The 16,645-nt window shown below is 49.4% G+C and carries 15 protein-coding genes; 13 read left to right on the forward strand and 2 right to left on the reverse strand.

Annotation, left to right across the window (positions count from 1 at the left end; genetic code table 11):
* The first annotated feature begins 11 nt into the window (after nucleotides 1–11).
* The 4 genes from U6B65_02205 to U6B65_02220 all read left to right on the forward strand — a co-directional run bounded on the left by U6B65_02205 (nucleotide 12) and on the right by U6B65_02220 (nucleotide 5,350).
* A complete protein-coding gene (locus U6B65_02205) occupies nucleotides 12–2,933 on the forward strand; it encodes a hypothetical protein (GenBank protein WRS27963.1) in 2,922 nt (973 codons plus the stop codon).
* A 151-nt stretch (nucleotides 2,934–3,084) separates the two neighbouring features.
* On the forward strand, nucleotides 3,085–3,819 hold the full coding sequence (locus U6B65_02210) for a MerR family transcriptional regulator (GenBank protein WRS27964.1): 735 nt from the start codon (nucleotides 3,085–3,087) through the stop codon (nucleotides 3,817–3,819).
* 68 nt (nucleotides 3,820–3,887) lie between these two features.
* On the forward strand, nucleotides 3,888–4,610 hold the full coding sequence (locus U6B65_02215; GenBank protein WRS27965.1) for an ABC transporter ATP-binding protein: 723 nt from the start codon (nucleotides 3,888–3,890) through the stop codon (nucleotides 4,608–4,610).
* Complete coding sequence (locus U6B65_02220) at nucleotides 4,607–5,350, forward strand: ABC transporter permease (protein ID WRS27966.1); 744 nt, start codon at nucleotides 4,607–4,609, stop codon at nucleotides 5,348–5,350. The genes U6B65_02215 and U6B65_02220 overlap by 4 nt, the downstream gene beginning before the upstream one ends.
* A 69-nt stretch (nucleotides 5,351–5,419) precedes the next feature.
* Here the strand turns inward: U6B65_02220 and ugpC are convergent, their stop codons facing one another.
* Nucleotides 5,420–6,508 carry a sn-glycerol-3-phosphate ABC transporter ATP-binding protein UgpC gene (ugpC, locus tag U6B65_02225; GenBank protein WRS27967.1) on the reverse strand — a complete coding sequence of 363 codons (1,089 nt, stop codon included), beginning with the start codon at nucleotides 6,506–6,508 and terminating at the stop codon, nucleotides 5,420–5,422.
* 96 nt (nucleotides 6,509–6,604) lie between these two features.
* On the reverse strand, nucleotides 6,605–7,435 hold the full coding sequence (locus tag U6B65_02230) for a HAMP domain-containing sensor histidine kinase (GenBank protein WRS27968.1): 831 nt from the start codon (nucleotides 7,433–7,435) through the stop codon (nucleotides 6,605–6,607).
* Here U6B65_02230 and U6B65_02235 point away from each other — a divergent pair.
* The 9 genes from U6B65_02235 to U6B65_02275 all read left to right on the forward strand — a co-directional run bounded on the left by U6B65_02235 (nucleotide 7,434) and on the right by U6B65_02275 (nucleotide 16,468).
* On the forward strand, nucleotides 7,434–9,164 hold the full coding sequence (locus U6B65_02235; protein WRS27969.1) for an extracellular solute-binding protein: 1,731 nt from the start codon (nucleotides 7,434–7,436) through the stop codon (nucleotides 9,162–9,164). The genes U6B65_02230 and U6B65_02235 overlap by 2 nt on opposite strands.
* Nucleotides 9,154–9,672, forward strand: a complete 519-nt coding sequence (locus tag U6B65_02240) for a hypothetical protein (GenBank protein ID WRS27970.1) — start codon at nucleotides 9,154–9,156, stop codon at nucleotides 9,670–9,672. Before U6B65_02235 ends, U6B65_02240 begins: the two co-directional genes overlap by 11 nt.
* A complete protein-coding gene (locus U6B65_02245; GenBank protein WRS27971.1) occupies nucleotides 9,654–9,881 on the forward strand; it encodes a hypothetical protein in 228 nt (75 codons plus the stop codon). Before U6B65_02240 ends, U6B65_02245 begins: the two co-directional genes overlap by 19 nt.
* Before the next feature lie 5 nt (nucleotides 9,882–9,886).
* Complete coding sequence (locus U6B65_02250) at nucleotides 9,887–10,588, forward strand: biotin/lipoyl-binding protein (protein WRS27972.1); 702 nt, start codon at nucleotides 9,887–9,889, stop codon at nucleotides 10,586–10,588.
* The gene (locus U6B65_02255) at nucleotides 10,567–10,968 is read left to right on the forward strand and encodes a hypothetical protein (protein WRS27973.1); all 402 of its coding nucleotides are present in this window, start codon (nucleotides 10,567–10,569) and stop codon (nucleotides 10,966–10,968) included. The genes U6B65_02250 and U6B65_02255 overlap by 22 nt, the downstream gene beginning before the upstream one ends.
* A gap of 94 nt (nucleotides 10,969–11,062) precedes the next feature.
* A complete protein-coding gene (locus U6B65_02260; GenBank protein WRS27974.1) occupies nucleotides 11,063–12,028 on the forward strand; it encodes an ABC transporter permease in 966 nt (321 codons plus the stop codon).
* A gap of 66 nt (nucleotides 12,029–12,094) precedes the next feature.
* Nucleotides 12,095–12,322: a hypothetical protein gene (locus U6B65_02265; GenBank protein ID WRS27975.1), complete on the forward strand. Its 228-nt coding sequence runs from the start codon at nucleotides 12,095–12,097 to the stop codon at nucleotides 12,320–12,322.
* 121 nt (nucleotides 12,323–12,443) lie between these two features.
* Nucleotides 12,444–13,340 carry a DMT family transporter gene (locus tag U6B65_02270; GenBank protein WRS27976.1) on the forward strand — a complete coding sequence of 299 codons (897 nt, stop codon included), beginning with the start codon at nucleotides 12,444–12,446 and terminating at the stop codon, nucleotides 13,338–13,340.
* Between the two features lie 476 nt (nucleotides 13,341–13,816).
* Complete coding sequence (locus U6B65_02275; protein ID WRS27977.1) at nucleotides 13,817–16,468, forward strand: calcium-translocating P-type ATPase, PMCA-type; 2,652 nt, start codon at nucleotides 13,817–13,819, stop codon at nucleotides 16,466–16,468.
* Nucleotides 16,469–16,645 lie beyond the last annotated feature (177 nt).

Raw genomic sequence — 16,645 nt, forward strand, 5'->3', positions numbered from 1 at the left:
AGGGTTTTTGTATGAATGGACATATAAAAGCAAGGATGCGTATAATCAGTGTATTTTTAGTGCTGGTGCTGGTTTCAGGCTTGATGCCGCTTGAGGGTGTTTTAAATCTGACGGCTTATGGAGCATCTGCAAATCTTGGTCACTCCAGTGCCACTGTGAAGGTAATCCTGAATGGTGAACCCACTCAGATTTCTCAATGGGTTGAGTTGTATGCAAAAGACGCCGGCGAAAGTCAGTTCTCAATAAAAAACTACCTATATGTTGATTCGCAAGGGGAGGTTACCCTCAACAACTTAGAGGTCGGAAGCCAATATTATTTTTATGTGCCAAGCGATAATTACAACTACCCTACCTATGACGGCAAAGAACTTGGAAAAATATTTACCTATCCCGATCTTCCGAAAGAAATTATGCTCAATAGTCGTGTTCAAGTTACGGCTTCTGTATTTTTAAACAACCAGCCAGCATCCGGTATCCAGGTTGAGCTAAGGAAAATTGGTATTCCCTCCATGACAGCTACATCAGATGACAATGGCAAGGTATCTTTTAATTCGGTGGAACCGGGCAATGACTATTATCTTGTCGTCTACAATACACCTGCGTATGCACTCTATAATGGGGAAGATCTTGGTAAAACTTTTTCGGTTCCTTTGAGTGGAGAAGCACCGGCTATTCATTTGGATCCGGGCAATCAAATCTCCACCACAGTCACTTTTAACGGCAAAGCCGTTTCGAATGCAAGCGTATGGCTGTTTAGAAAAGATGGTTCCGCACTGTCTATTGAGGGGCTGAATCGAGCTGATGGCGTTGTCGATTTTCCCGCCGTTCCCAATGGAGAATATTACTTTGATGTCGTTGCTACAGATGATTATGAATACGATGGTTCTGACATTGACATGTACTTCACAGTGCCGGGAACCATTCCTGCAATAGAACTGATGCCTTCCTATTCGGCAACTACCACGGTAACTTTGAATGGAGTCCCTCAAAACAATGTGAAGGTTGATATAGTCAGGTCTGGCTATTATGGGCGGGGTGATGTTGAATACACCGATTCACAGGGCCGTGTCACCTTTAATAGACTATCGGGTAATGGCAGTTATTATTTTCGTGTTGACAGAACAAACACCCATGCACAATACGATGGCAGTGAGCTGGGGAAAACTTTTAAAGGCAATGTCACTGCTCCTGCAATCCAGTTGGACCCCGGGCATTCCATTACAACAAGAGTACTGTTCAATGGGGTGCCTCAGAGCAATATAAGTGTTAACTTGTGTGCTGCTGGCCATGATACAATATCTGCTACCAGCGATGTAAATGGATTTGTAACCTTCACTACCTTGTCCCCAACAGCATCCTATTATTTTTGGGTAAGTGCGGACAGCAACGATCCCTTTGCTGTATATGACGGAAAATTTACTCGGCAATCATTCAAAGTTACAGATACTATACCCACTATTGACTTGGAGCCCGCAAACACGGTTACAGCCCAAGTTTTTTTAGACGGCACCCCTGTTTCAGATATTAGAATTGAGTTGGATTTTAGTAGAACCCAAAATGGTGGTGTTGCCAGAACAGGTTATTGGCGAACTTACCCTGATGAAAATGGTAATGTTACGTTTACCAATGTACCGGCAGCTACTAAAGCATATTTTATCGTAAGAAGCAATAGAGGAGATTTTGCTGATTACAATGGCAGAACTTTGGGGAATATCTTCTCGATTCCGGGCAATGCCCCCAATATTATGCTGGAAAGAGGGCACACAGTAACAACAACGGTGCGCCTTAATGGAACCCCTGCCAGAAATGTATGGGTTAGCATTACAAATGGGCGCGGTGCCCGAACAGATGAGAACGGCCGAGTCGCCTTAACCAATGTAGCAACACAGTCAAAAGCTTATTTTAGCGTTAGCCGTGAAAGAGGGCTGCACGCTCAGTACGTTGGTGCGGCCCAAGGGATAACCTTTGCTACGCCATCGGAGGCTTATCCGGAGATAGACCTGATAACCGGTGTGACTGCCTTCGCAAAATTCACTTATAACGGTCGACCTCCAGTAGGATATGAATACGATTTGTATCAAATGACTGATCTAGATACACGTGTCTTTATTGATACTTTTTTAGCCAATGAAAATGGTGAAGTCACACTGACCAATATTGCGCCTGGTGACAATTATTATTTTGAAGCTTATAATAATGTTGCCGGTTCTATATATTACGATGGCTTCGATCAATATCGTTTCTCTATACCCGGTACAATTAAGACGATCGAATTAAATGCTTCCAAGCCCTCTGACAGCGGCAGTTCCGATTCTGGCTCAGATCGTAGCGAGCGTGTGGGGATCGATTATACAAAGCAGTCCTCCAATGATTCTGGCAATATTACCACTGCCGCAGCTCAAGCGGCTGCAAAAAGTTCGGCCGCCAAAGCAGGGGATACTGGTGTAGCAACCGTACGCCTGAAAAATCCCGGAAGCATTTCTTTGGCCGCTTTGCAGGCCATGACACAAGCAGCCGGGATGCCCACGAAAATACACGCTGATTCTATGAGTGCAGATGGAGAATCTGTGGAGGTGCGTATTTCCTTTGATCCTGCAAAGGCAGTGAAAGATATCAGTCTCTCTGCTTCTGCGCGTAATTCCACTGCCAAAGCAAGAGAAACCCTCTTTAGCAAGTGGTTTTCCAATACGGTGCAGGTGATCAGCTTTGAACAGCAAGGAGCTTTTGGCTTCCCGGTAGAAATTGCTGTTAAAATGCGTGAGAAAAATGCGGATATCAAGAATCTTGTATTCTATAGCTACAATCAGGCCAGCAACAGCTACCAGAGAATTCCCGATCCCTTAGCTTGGATTGATGTCAACGGCTATATTCATTTCACAACCTCCTATGCAGGGGATATTATTATCAGTAAGGGTATATTAACCAGGACCTAACAAAAATCAGGTATGGAATAAGGCAGAAATCAGCCAGGCGTATCTCAATCAGAGCTTGCTCTACTTCCTTAAATGTGTGGATAGCAATGAAGATTTTGTAGCGCTGTCGTTAATAGGTTTATAAGGAGAGGTCATCACGGAGACAATGCCTATGAGCTATTCTACATCTGCAATTGCCAAAATAGCAGCGGTGCACCCCAACACAGTCCGGTATTACGAAGCAATTGGATACCTGCCTGCTGTGCATCGCAAAGCAAATGGGTATCGGGTTTTTACCGATGTGCATATAGAGCAGCTCAAACTAATCAAAATTGCACATCGAAGTGAAATTCTGCAAAATAATTTGCGGGAAAAAACCACGGAAATTATTCGGCTGTGTGCTCAAAATGAGTATGAGCAAGCCCTTGCCAACGCCAGAGAGTACCAGACTCTCATTTGTGTGGAAGAGGAAAAGGCAATGGAAGCCGTTCGGCTTGTTAATGAGCTGCTAAATAGCCAAAGCACCGGCACCGCCCCCCAAGGCTTCACCAGAAGGAAAGCCGCTGAGTCTCTTGGTGTGACAATGGATGCTCTGCGTAACTGGGAGCTTAACGGGCTTATTGAAATTCCCCGCAAAGTGAATGGCTACAGGTTTTACACCGAAAAAGAGATGCGGGAACTGAAGATTACCAGGGTGTTGCGCAATGCCAATTATTCCCTCATGGCGATTTTGCGAATGCTCCATCAGTTGCGCGGCAGCCCCAATACCGACCTGCGCAAGGCTCTGGATACGCCCAGCCCCCAGGAGGACATTGTGTATGTGACAGATCGCCTGCTCACCTCGTTGATGCAGGCGAAGCGGGATGCAGGCGAAATGGTCGCACATATATTGCAGAGAATAAAATAAACCCTCCAGTATACCACCAGGCTTTTGTCTGGTGGTATACTTTTTTCATCACAAAGAGGAGGGCAATCATGGAAAATATCATATCTGTGAAAGGGCTGAAAAAATCCTACGGAAACAAAATCGCTGTGGACGGCATCACCTTTACCGTGGAAAAAGGGAGCATTTTCGGGCTGCTTGGGCATAATGGGGCGGGGAAATCCACAACCATTGAATGTATTTTGGGGACAAGGCTCTTTGAAGAGGGAGAGATACGCGTGCTTTCCCAAAATCCCCTGACCAATCGCAAGCAGCTGTTTCAAAGGGTGGGTGTTCAGTTTCAGAACGCTGCCTATCAGTATAAAATCAAAGTGCGGGAAATTTGCGAGATCAATCATTCACTATACAAAAATTCAGCCGACTGGAGAGTCATGCTGGCAGAATTTGGGCTTGCGGACAAAATGAATTCTTTTGTTTCGGATTTATCCGGTGGCGAGCAGCAAAAGCTTTATATAATCCTTGCGGTTATGCACAATCCCGCGCTTGTATTTTTTGATGAGCTGACCACCGGGCTGGATCCCAAGGCCCGGCGTACTGTGTGGAAGTATATCCACGGTCTAAAAGCCAAGGGTACAACCATTTTTCTCACCTCTCACTACATGGATGAGGTGGAAAATCTGTGCGACAAGGTTGTAATTTTAAAACAGGGCAGAATTTTGATGAGCGGAACTGTGAACCAAGTGCTTGCCCAGAGCGGCAAATCCAACATGGATGAAGCATTCTTATACTTTGCAGAGGAGGAAGAAGCCATATGAAAACCTTATGGTTGATGTATAAAACGGAGGCAAAACTCTCAATCAGAGAATTTTCATCGGTGCTTTTTGGTGTGCTGGTTCCCGCCGGGCTGATTATACTGCTGGGGGTTCTGTATGGCGATGGGACTCTGGCCGGCGCACAAGCGGTGCGGCAAATTGATGTCAGCTTTGGCGCTGTGTGCACGCTGGGCATCTCTTCCGCCGGTCTGATGGGGATACCAATCACTCTTTCCGATTACCGCTGGAGAAAGATTTTGAAGAGATACAAAGTCACCCCAATCAGCCCCATAACCTTGCTTTTATCCCATGTGTTTTTTTGCTTTAGCCTCTCCATTGTATCAACAGTTCTGGTATATATTCTGTCGGCAGCACTGTTTGGGTTTGCATTCAAAGGCTCTTTGGCTGCCTTTATCGGGGTGTATTTATTGGTTATGATTTCCATTCATGCCATTGGCATGGTTGTGGCAAGCCTTTCGCCCAATGCGCAGATGGCCGGTGTGCTTGCAAGTGTGATCTATTTCCCCATGATTTTCTTATCCGGTGCAACCATACCCTATGAGATTATGCCAAAGACACTGCAAACTGTAGCCGACTTTATGCCGCTTACACAAGGGATTAAGCTGCTGAAAACAGTTTCTCTGGGTCTGCCGTTGACCGATGCGCTGTTTAGCTTTGTGGTGATGGTGGTGACAGCAGTTGTGGGAATCGTTGTTTCTGTTCGGTTCTTTCGCTGGGAATAGAAAGAGTTAAAGAATAGAGGGCAGTGGAGAACCACTACCCTCTATTAGTATGCGTGGGTGCAGGCTCATTCACCCTTTTTCAGCCAGACCGATAGTTCTGCCGGTGTTTTTATCAAACAATAAAATCCTTGCTATGTTAAAGGTAATGGAAAAAGACCCCTTGGCACAGTCCATTTCTGCGGTGCGGCACACCAATTTTTGCCCGGAGAACTCCAGATGCAGATAGGTCTCCGCTCCCATGAGCTCATGGAGCACCAGCTGGGTCTCAATCCCGTGGGGGTCGCCGTTAATCCAGACATGCTCCGGGCGAATACCCAGGATGACCTCCCGCCCTAAATATGCGGCATAATCCGCACAGGGCGGGAGTGCCACGGTATTCTCCGCAATTTCTGCACAGTAGGCACCGTCCCGTTGGTGAACCATGGCAGGGAAGAAATTCATCTGCGGCATGCCGATGAAGCCCGCCACAAACTGATTGGCCGGATGAAGGTATAGATTCTGCGGCGTGTCGATCTGCTGGATGAGGCCGCCCTTCATGATGACAATCCTATCCGCCATGGTCATGGCCTCGGTTTGGTCGTGGGTCACATAGATAAAGGTGGTTTCTAGCCGTTTGTGAAGCCCCATAATTTCGATGCGCATGGAGGCCCGCAGCTTGGCGTCCAGGTTGGAGAGGGGTTCATCCAGCGGGAAAACGGAGGGATTCCGTACCATTGCTCTGCCTAGCGCCACCCGTTGGCGCTGACCTCCCGACATGGCCTTGGGTTTGCGGCCCAGGTATTCCGTGATCTCCAACTGTTCCGCCACCTCCATGACCCGGCGGTGGATTGCATCCTTAGGAGTGCGGCGCACCTTCAACCCATAGGCAATGTTGTCATACACCGTCATGTGGGGGTAGAGGGCGTAGTTCTGGAATACCATGGCAATGTCCCGGTCCTTGGGGGATATGTTGTTGACCAGCCGGTCTCCAATGTATAGGTTGCCGCCGGAGATGGATTCCAGACCCGCAATCATGCGGAGCGTAGTGCTCTTGCCACAGCCCGAGGGGCCGACAAAAACAACAAACTCCTTGTCCGCAATCTCCAGATTGAAATCCTTGACGGCCTGAGCGCCTCCCGGGTAGACTTTTTGAATACTTTCCAGCTTCAAACAGGCCATATTCAGCCATCCTTTCGGTGTGGTTCTGTAAATTTGAGCGCAAAAAACATAGGGTTCCGGCATGTGCGTACCCTGAATTCATCTATGCAACATTTTTTAATAGGGCAACTTTAGCCTGAACTGCGCCCCGCCGCCCGCAGCATCGTGAACCGACAGATTGCCTTTGTGGAGCAGTGCGATCTCCTTGGCCACCGACAACCCGATGCCGAAATGCTCCTTGTCGGTGCGGGCACTATCCCCCCGGTAGAACCGGTCAAAGATTCGCTCCTTGTCTCCATCCGGTACGCCGGGGCCGCTGTCGGTTACGGTGAAGTATACGTTTTTCCGCTGCACATAGGTGCCCAGATGTATCGTGCCGCGGGTGGGGGTGTATCCCAAGGCGTTGTCCATTAGAATGGTCAGCGCCTGTTCAATGCGCTGTTCATCCACATGGAGTATGGGAAATAGGATTTCCTCCATGTGGATTTCCAGTCGGATGCTCCGTTGGGCCGCCAGATCCTCGGACCGCTCCGCCATGCCAATGATAACCGTCTCCGGGTTGATCTCCGACAGCTTCATCTGCCAGGAGCCGCTGTCAACGCTTGCCAGCTTCAGGAGGTCACCGGTGAGCCGGGAAAGGCGCGCGCATTCGGCCTCGATTTTATCTGCATACTCCCGTGCCTCCTCCAAGGTGCCTTTCTTGATAGCCCCCGCACCAGCGGATATGACAGCCAAGGGGGAGCGCAGCTCATGGGAGGCGGCAGACACAAACTCAGTCTGCTGCTTGCGGCTCTTTTCCACCGGTTTCAAGGTGTAGCCGATAAAATAATGAGCGAACAGAATGAGCAGCCCAAGCGCAACCAGCAGACAGAGCACCGTGACAATGCGCACCCGGAAAAGCTGGATGTTTTCCGGCGCCGTATCTTTCAGGATTAGTGACAACGTCATGTCAACAACTCTGTATCCCGCCAGCAATGGGGATTTAATCTCTGTGGGCCTTACCGCACAGGTGCTGCAGATTGGCGTAAAAAATTGGAAGATCAAAAACACGTTTCAGGGAACACCAGGGGTGGGAATCTCTCCAGGCGTGGCAAGCTACGGAAATACCATTGCCATAAATTCCGCTGATACGATTGCCCTATACAATATGGACAGCGGCTCCCCCACTGGGGAAATCGCCGCAATAGGTGATGTAGGCGCCTCGTATATGACTCAAAAAGTCTCCACTATTTCCATCTCTCCCGATGGCTCCGCTTACTTCTATGCCAACGAGAGCGGCATTTACCGGGTTCCTATGGACACCACCGTGTCCGAGCGGCTGGTAGATGGCAGTCTTAGCTCCCTTGGCATCCAGAGCCTGACCTTCACCAACATTTTCAGTGTGGGCAGTGATGAATATCTGGCCATGGCCCGCACCACGGAATCCGGCTCCCGCCTGTTCCGGTATGTCTATAACCCGGATATTCCCGCCGAACCCAGCGAAACTCTGGGCGTATATTCCCTCCAAGACAACAAGACCATTCATCAGGCCATTTCCGGCTATCAGATTCAGCACCCCGATGTCCGTGTGAATTACCAGGTTGGATTGCAGGAGGGCAGCGGGATACCCTCAGCGGATGCCATGCGCACCCTTTCCACCGAGCTGTTGGCCGGTAAAGGCCCCGATGTCATCGTGCTGGATGGTATAGACGTAAACGGCTTCATTCAGAAAAACATCCTGCAGGATATGACCGATGTTGTTTCTGGAATCAACACCCTCTCCAATATCACCGGCACCTACCAGCAGGATGGCAAGCTCTATGCAGTTCCCACCCGGTTCTATATCCCTATGCTACTGGGTGACGGCGTGGAAAAGGTAAAAAACCTCAGCGACTTCACCACTTGGCTGGGAACCCAGTATACCTCAGACATTGGCATCCGTACAGAAGAGTTGGTGGAGCGCTTCTACGCTTCCTGTTCCTACCGCTGGTTTGGGAGCGACGGCAGCCTGAATGAGGCGGCATTCCGCAGCGACATGGAGCAATTGGGTAAGCTGGCGGAGGGCATCCGCAGTGTGGGAGAGGTGAATGCCTATGGCAATGTTGCCATTGATACTTTGCTTTGGTACGGTGGTGCCATTTCATCCAACTATGCCATGGTCAGCGGTTATGTGGATGTCACATTGCTTGCCGCCGCCATCAAAAACCGCCCCACTGGCAGCTACACGTTATTTCCCAACGAAGACGGCGGTGTATTTGTTCCCGGAACCGTGCTGGGCATCAATGCTGCTACCGGCTCTCTGGACGATGCCAAAAGCTTTGTACAGCATGTTCTATCCGACGAAGTGCAGAACACCCACCTAGGTGATGGCTTTTCGGTAAACGCCTCCGCCTTTGAATCATTGAGCCAAGACCCCATAACCAACGAAGCCTCAGACGAAGCGATGGCGCAGCTGACAGTGCCTGACGCCCGTACCGGAGAGCAGACCGAGGTATCCCTCAGTGTCAAATGGCCCTCTGAGGAATTCATGACCGGGTTCAAGAGCATGTTGAGGGGCGCTTCAGTACCGGTTAAGGCCAATGCGGTAATTAAGGAAATGATTATTGATGAAACAGCAGGATTTATCAGTGGAACAAAATCCCTCGACGAAACCGTCAAATCCTTCAAGCAAAAGATGGATCTCTACCTTGCAGAATAAACTGAAATTTTCCAACCACAACCAGCGCACTCCTTTTCCCGAGGGAGAAGGAGGCCGACCTCGTTTTGGGGATCGTATTAGGGCGCTGCTGGAGAATCTTTTTATTGCAGACGGCAGGGGAGTGGTATTCTATTTCGTGTTACCCAGTCTATTAGGTGTTCTCATTTTTGTCCTCATTCCCTTTGTGGATGTGGTGCGCCGCTCCTTTGCCACCACCATGGGCGGGGAAAATATAGGATTTGCCAACTACCGCACCATCTTCCACAACGATGCGTTTCTTCTGGCCGGCGGCAATACGATCAAGTTTATGCTGGTCTGCCTGCCGCTGCTGCTCTGTCTTTCCCTGGGGCTGGCGCTGATCCTGTATGCCATCGGAGAAAAGGCGGGCATCTTCAAGACGGCCTTTCTTGTGCCTATGGCGGTGCCGGCCCGCGGCGCATTTTCTTCGACATTGGGCTGCCCATGGGCAAGGCGGGTGTCGCTTCCGCCATGGTGCTGGGATTCCTAGAATATTGGAACCTGATCGAACAGCCCATGACCTTCCTGAAAACAAAATCACTGTGGCCGTTGGGGCTGTTCCTGCCGGAAATCACCACCGACAAGCTGGGGCTTAGTCTGGCCGCTTCGGTGATCACATTGCTGCCCTCTATCCTTGTGTTTCTGCTGGGGCAGAGCTATCTGGAACAGGGCATCGCTGGTTCCGGTGTAAAGGAGTAAGATTCATGAATATGGTTACCAAAGCGTGGAACTATCAGCCGGCCGCCGAAATTCGACAGAGCATTAAAACCCGAGCCATCAGCGCCATCGTGTGGCTGTTGGCGTTGATGGTGTGCTTTACCCTGATCTCCAGAGCCACTGCCTCTATGACCGTTCCGATTGTGGATACAGAAAAACCCAGCCCGGCCACCATCAGCCACACCGTTATCGTGGATGGCGTTGTGGAAACCGTGGGGGATAGCGGTGTGATTGCGGCCGGGGGGGCTCTTGTGCGGGAGGTCTCGGTCAAGGAGGGGGATACAGTTGCCGCCGGCGACCTGTTGTTTACCTACGACAGCAAGGACTTTAACCGGCAAATTGCCCAGTACCAGACCGATCTTGGCAAAGTCGGCGCCAACCTGAAAGCATTTGATCAGCAAAATACGTTGGATCAGGAAAACCGGGAGCGAGCCAGAGAGCGTGCTCAGGAGGATTTGAATGCCATTGAAACATACGGCGACCTGGATGTTCAGATAGCGGAAGAACAGGTGCGGGCGGCTGGGGAACGAGTACGCGCAGCCCGAGATGCACTGAATAAATATGACGGAATACGCCGTTCGGATTATGACGAAGGTGAATATACAAAGAAGAACACGACCGGCTTCGTTCCGAATATCGGCAGGCGCAGATTGCCTATGATGAGGCAATGCTGGCTCAAGAAAAGGTGATGGCGGAGAAGGAAAAGGCTATACTGGATGCCCGGCGCATCCTTGAGGATACAGAGCGTCCGATTTCACCCAGTGTCAGCGTTGATTTGGCAAAGCTGGATGCCCAGGCCATTAATTTGAAGCTGGCGGTTCTCTATGAAGCGGTAGCCAGCAACGGCGAGGTCTATGCCCCTATGGATGGCGTTGTAACCAGGGTATTGGTGAGCGCCGGAACCCGTACCGCCGATGAGGCGGCCGTGTTCATCGACAACTCCGAGACCATGAACAACGAAACCTATGCGGCTGTCACGGGAGCCATAAGCGGGGCAGACAAGATCATTAGCGCATCCAAACGGTTTATCGGCAACGGTGACCGTGTGCGGCTGAGCATAAAGGAATGAGAACATGAGACAAACCATATGGAATTACCGCATAAACTTTCTATTGCTGTTTTGTCTCGCTGTCCTGTGCTGGTCGCTGAGTGGGAGTGCATATATGAGGCTGAAAAGCCAGCCCCCCTTCACCACCTTCCAAAATGTGGGAAGTTTGTTTGCAGAGGCATATGAACCAATGCTGCGCTCCGAGGGCCAGGCCAAGGAGCCGCTGCCCTTTACAATGTGGGCCCAGACTGACAACCAGCGGTTGGAGGGCATAGGAGCAGGCCGCACCCAAAATGTCGCATGGATTGCCGCTAAGGGCGATACCCGCATCCTGCTGCCGGTGATGCAAATGCTGGATGTGCAGGATACAAACGGCTGTCTCCTTGATGCGGCCACTGCGAAAAAGCTTTTTCGAAACGCCAATGCCGTAGGCAGCACCGTGAAGATGGGCGGTGTGGAGTACACTGTCCGAGGCATCATTGACAGACCCGACTGGACTATTGTTACCCAGTTACCCCGGGAAAGCGGGCATATCCTCACTAACATCACGGTATCCGGCACGGAAAACACCGAGACTTTCCTGCTCCGGCATGAACTGTCGGCAGCGGTGACAATAAAGAGCAGCCTGTATGGTTCTTTGGCACGGGTTTTGTGCTTGCTGCCGGTCTTTGTAGTCATATGGGTTGGACTGACACTGCTGAACCGGCTGCGGTCTAGTTGGAGAAGCTACCCGGTGCGCTGCCTTCTCCTATCCATGGGGATGCTTGCAGTGGGAACAGGGGGGCTTTTGCTGCTGTTTACTGTCATTCCCCACACGCTGATTCCCTCCCAGTGGTCGGATTTTGAGTTCTGGCAGACAGCGGGAAATGAATTTATGCAGAGCGTCACCAACTTCATCTCCTGCGCAAAATACCGCCCGGATCTGGGATGGCTTTATGGTGTCTTTCAATCCTCTTTGGGGATTCTCGCCGCCCACTTGGTCCTGTGCCTCGTTAAAACAATTGACGGCAAGATGGTGAAGATAACAGTATCCAATCGGGACCAATGGAAGAAATGTATCAATGTTGCGGATGTTTTTTAGCGGCACACATACTGCCAATAAACTCAGCGGTAGAGTTTCCAAAGGAATTTTTTGGAGGGGAGTGGCTTGAAAAACCGAATTGTATTGGCTACAATAATATGTATTGCGGCAATCGTGTCAGCATATTCACAAAGAACCGGAACCAGTCAGCCCGAATCTTCCAATGTTCAGGATGCTGTAGATACTATGCCTTATGACATTGCTGCAACAATTGAGCCCCTGAAAAATAATATTCAGCGATATAACAATGGCACCATTAATCATGAGCAAGGCGTTCCTGGCGCACCAATCTGAGGAAAAAAGCACGCTGCTTTGAAAAATGATCTGCATATCCATATTGGCGAGCACGGAGAATTATCGAAAGATCGAAAATCTATAACAGCTATGAATGAAAAGCAAAACATGAGGTAGGCGTATGAAATCCAACAATCAATACCATATCTATGCACTGACCACCATCGTGTTTTGGTCACTGGCCTTTGTGTTGACAAGATTGGCTATGCAATATTTTACCGCCTTTTCATTGGGGTTTCTCAGGTACTTTATTGCGTCCTGTACTCTCCTGCTTATTGCTATAGCAACCAAAATGCAGCTGCCGCATAAAAAGGATTTGCTCTGGTTTGTGTTGGCAGGTGCGCTGGGCTTTTTTATTTATATGATCGCATTTAATCAAGGGCAAAAATCGGTTACGGCCACCACGGGCAGCATTGTAATTGCTACTGTTCCTGTTCTTACAGCCTTAATTGCTAGGGTTGTCTATGACGAAAAACTGAGTGTTTCCCAATGGTTGGGCATTGGAGTGGAATTTGCAGGTGTAGCTGTTCTAACCTTACTAAATGGTGTTTTATCCGTTAATATAGGGATGCTTTGGTTATTTCTCGCAGCCTTGTCGCTTAGTCTTTACAATCTCTTGCAGCGCAAGCTGACAAAGAGCTACACAGCACTGCAAACTTCCGGGTTTAGTATTTTTTTCGGCACAATCCTACTCTCTGTTTTTCTGCCAGATTCGGTGAAAGAAGCTTCCAATGCTCCTTGGATTCAGTGGGTCTACCTTATAATACTTGGCATATTTTCAAGTGCAATTGCCTATGTTACATGGTCAAAAGCCTTTGCAAAGGCACAACAAACCTCTCAGGTCAGCAACTATATGTTTATCACTCCGTTTTTAACAAGCATTTTGGGCTTTTTGATTGCAGGCGAAACTCCGGAACCTGCAACCTTTATTGGTGGCGGAATTATTATGCTGGGCATTTTCATTTTCAACTTTGGGAGTGGACTTTGCAAACGGGTGCGTGCGTGTCAGCGGCAGTAATAAAATGAGAAAAGCGCTCTGACCGGTAAAGTCCAAAGTCCAGCCAGAAACCGGTGACCGATGTCACAGAGCCCAGCCTATCTCGAATCCGTTTTAGGTGAAACAGGATGTTGATAAGTTGCTGTGTCAAGTAAGTATAATCTAACAACGTCTAATCAATCGGGGAAACTGGAGGCCGCCTTGAATAAGCGCATTACAAGGCCAAAAATTATGCTTGACAGGCCGTAAAACCCATGCTATGCTGTTGAAACAACAGAAGATACTCGTGAGGGAGTAGTTTGCGCAGGATTTTGCGTGGCAAGTCAACATACTGACCTGATCTGTGAGATCATATGGTCTGGCTTGTCTTAAAGAACGAGACTCATGTATGGGCTTTGCCATACATGAGTCTTTTTTTGACCCAAGTATGGTACAAACTATACTTGGGTCTTTTTTGTTGGAGAAACGTAAGGGGAGTTTTTATGATGAGTGAGTTTATGGAAAAAAAAGAAGCGCTGTTCGAACAATTGCATACCGATCCTGTAATCGGGTTAACAGAAGTACAGGTCGAGAAAAATCGGCAGCAGCATGGGAGTAATACACTGACCCGGCAAAAGTCGGAATCCCTGCTGCGGCGGATCTGGAACGCCGCAACCGAGCCTATGATTATCATGTTGATTATGGCGGGCGTCATCGCCCTTGTGGTTAACACCATTCGGGGTGTCACCGGCGGTGAAGCCGACTTCCTGGAATGTGTCGGCATCTTTGCGGCTATCTCCCTCTCTGTTATCATCACCGTGGTTATGGAAGGTAAGAGTGCCAAAGCGTTTGATGCTCTTTCCAAAATCAGCGACAACACCGTCATTAAAGCCATGCGTGGCGGTAATACGGTTATGATGAACCAGGAAGATATTGTTGCAGGTGATATTCTCCTGCTTTCCACCGGCGACAAAATCCCGGCCGACGGCAGACTGCTCGAAAGTGTGGGCCTGACCGCAGACGAATCGGCATTAACTGGGGAAAGCGTACCGGCAAAAAAGGACGCGGACTTCGAAATCGGGGACGAAAAGACGCCCCTAGCCGAGCGCACCAACATGCTCTACCGGGGAAACTTTATCACAAATGGCTACTGTAAAATGATAGTCACCGCTGTGGGCGATTCCACCGAATTCGGCAAGATCGCCCGGGAACTGACCGAGACAAAGCAAACCAGCACACCACTTCAGGAAAAGTTGGCCAAGCTGGGTAAAACCATCACTGTCCTCGGCGTGATTGCGGCTTCTATTGTGTTCATCTCCCAGCTTATTTCCTTTGCCATGCATGGCGGATTGGTGCTGGATGAGGTCATGGAAGCCTTTGTCACCAGCATTGTGCTGATTGTCGCCGCTGTTCCCGAAGGGCTGCCTACCATCGTAGCGGTGTCCCTTTCCATCAACATCATCAAGCTTTCAAAGCAGAATGCGTTGGTTAAGAAGATGATCGCCTCCGAGACAGTTGGTTGCATCAACGTGATTTGCTCAGACAAAACAGGTACCCTCACCGAAAACAAAATGACGGTTGGCGCATACTACGACACAGCTTGGCATATCGATACATCCGAGATGGCCTGCGATTGGCTGGTTCACAACATCTGCCTCAACACTACAGCCGATATTGGTGAGGACGGAACTTTTATCGGGAACCCCACCGAATGCGCTATGCTGAACTTCTATGAAAAATCGGCGCAGAGGAAAAACAGTGGCAAGACCTACCAAAATGAGCGGGAAGAACATGAGATCATGCACGCTTTTCCCTTCAGCTCTGAACTCAAGCATATGACCACCATCTCCAAGGTGGACGGCAGGATCATTTCCTATGTGAAGGGCAGCCCAGAGAGTGTCTTTGCCATGTGCAATTTGACTGCTCAGGAACAGGCAGAAATTGAGAAATTCATTATGCAGGCGCAAGAAAAAGCCATGCGTGTGCTGGCCTTCGCCCATAAAGAACTTCCCTCCATGCGGGACTATGAAGAGGAAGCCGAGCATCAGGAAATGGAAAGCAACATGGTCTTTGACGGCTTTGTTGCCATATCCGATCCGCTGCGAGGCGACGTCTATGATTCTGTCAAATCTTGTAGGGCGGCGGGTGTAGACCTTAAAATCCTCACCGGCGACAACATCGTGACCGCCACAGCCATTGCCAATGAGCTGCATATTCTGGAAAATGGCAACGTGGCGGTGGAGGCCAAGGATATTGCCGAACTGAGCGATGAAGAGCTGACCGCTAAGCTGCCATCTATTAGTGTTATCGCCCGCAGCACGCCGACCATCAAGATGCGTGTTGTGAAACTCCTCAAAGCTGAGGGCAATGTAGTGGCGGTGACCGGCGATGGCATAAACGATGCACCGGCACTGAAGAACGCCGATGTGGGCATCGCTATGGGAATCTCGGGTACAGAAGTCTCGAAAGAGGCCAGTGACATCGTGCTTCTGGATGACTCTTTCTCCACCATTGTCAAAGCGGTGAAGTGGGGCCGCAACATTTACGAGAACTTCAAGAGGTTTATCAGCTTCCAGCTCACCGTAAATCTTTCCTCAGTCATTGTAGTGTTCACATCCATTTTGATGGGGCTGAAAGCACCCTTTACTGCCCTGCAACTCCTGTGGATCAACATCATCATGGATGGCCCTCCGGCGCTGACCCTGGGCTTGGAGCCCAACTACGACGACCTGATGAGCCGCCCGCCGACAAAGCGGAACGAGAGTATTGTTTCAAAGCCCATGTTGGGACGCATTGCCATCACCGGTATCTACATGTCTGTGGTGTTCCTATGCCAGTATGTTTTTAACTTCTTGGGTGCGACAGAGGCACAAATGCCAACCGTTCTGTTCACTCTATTTACTCTGTTCCAGCTCTTTAATGCCTTTAACTGCCGAGAGCTGCACAGCACCAGTATCTTCAAAAATCTGCTCAAGAATAAGCTGATGCTGCTTGTGGTGGGCTGCACGTTCATCCTACAAATTATGATTATCCAGTTTGCCGGGGCATTTTTTGGTACTATCCCGCTGGATCTAATGATGTGGCTTAAAATTTTTGGCGTTGCGGTCACGGTGGTTGTCTTGTCCGAATTGATTAAGATGTTTTGGCGCGGCGTTAAGAAGCGGGCATGAGGAATAAAAGCGTAAAAAATTAAAAATAGCGGAAGTGCCGATTGTCCGGCGCTTCCGCATATCTATTGCTTAAGAACCACCGGCTTTGCCGGTGGAGAAAGACCTTATAGGTATGGACAAGAAAAAAGCTCCCCGATATATTAAAAGTTAAGGTCTGCCAACCTAACTAAAAAATCG

The sequence above is a fragment of the Oscillospiraceae bacterium MB08-C2-2 genome, from assembly GCA_035621215.1.
GTDB lineage: Bacteria > Bacillota > Clostridia > Oscillospirales > Ruminococcaceae > WRAV01.

Coding starts and splice junctions, on each gene's coding strand:
- U6B65_02205 (WRS27963.1), top strand. CDS start 12: ATGAATGGACATATAAAAGCAAGGATGCGTATAATCAGTGTATTTTTA.
- U6B65_02210 (WRS27964.1), top strand. CDS start 3,085: ATGAGCTATTCTACATCTGCAATTGCCAAAATAGCAGCGGTGCACCCC.
- U6B65_02215 (WRS27965.1), top strand. CDS start 3,888: ATGGAAAATATCATATCTGTGAAAGGGCTGAAAAAATCCTACGGAAAC.
- U6B65_02220 (WRS27966.1), top strand. CDS start 4,607: ATGAAAACCTTATGGTTGATGTATAAAACGGAGGCAAAACTCTCAATC.
- ugpC (WRS27967.1), bottom strand. CDS start 6,508: ATGGCCTGTTTGAAGCTGGAAAGTATTCAAAAAGTCTACCCGGGAGGC.
- U6B65_02235 (WRS27969.1), top strand. CDS start 7,434: ATGTCAACAACTCTGTATCCCGCCAGCAATGGGGATTTAATCTCTGTG.
- U6B65_02230 (WRS27968.1), bottom strand. CDS start 7,435: ATGACGTTGTCACTAATCCTGAAAGATACGGCGCCGGAAAACATCCAG.
- U6B65_02245 (WRS27971.1), top strand. CDS start 9,654: ATGGTGCTGGGATTCCTAGAATATTGGAACCTGATCGAACAGCCCATG.
- U6B65_02250 (WRS27972.1), top strand. CDS start 9,887: ATGAATATGGTTACCAAAGCGTGGAACTATCAGCCGGCCGCCGAAATT.
- U6B65_02255 (WRS27973.1), top strand. CDS start 10,567: ATGCTGGCTCAAGAAAAGGTGATGGCGGAGAAGGAAAAGGCTATACTG.
- U6B65_02260 (WRS27974.1), top strand. CDS start 11,063: ATGAGGCTGAAAAGCCAGCCCCCCTTCACCACCTTCCAAAATGTGGGA.
- U6B65_02270 (WRS27976.1), top strand. CDS start 12,444: ATGAAATCCAACAATCAATACCATATCTATGCACTGACCACCATCGTG.
- U6B65_02275 (WRS27977.1), top strand. CDS start 13,817: ATGGAAAAAAAAGAAGCGCTGTTCGAACAATTGCATACCGATCCTGTA.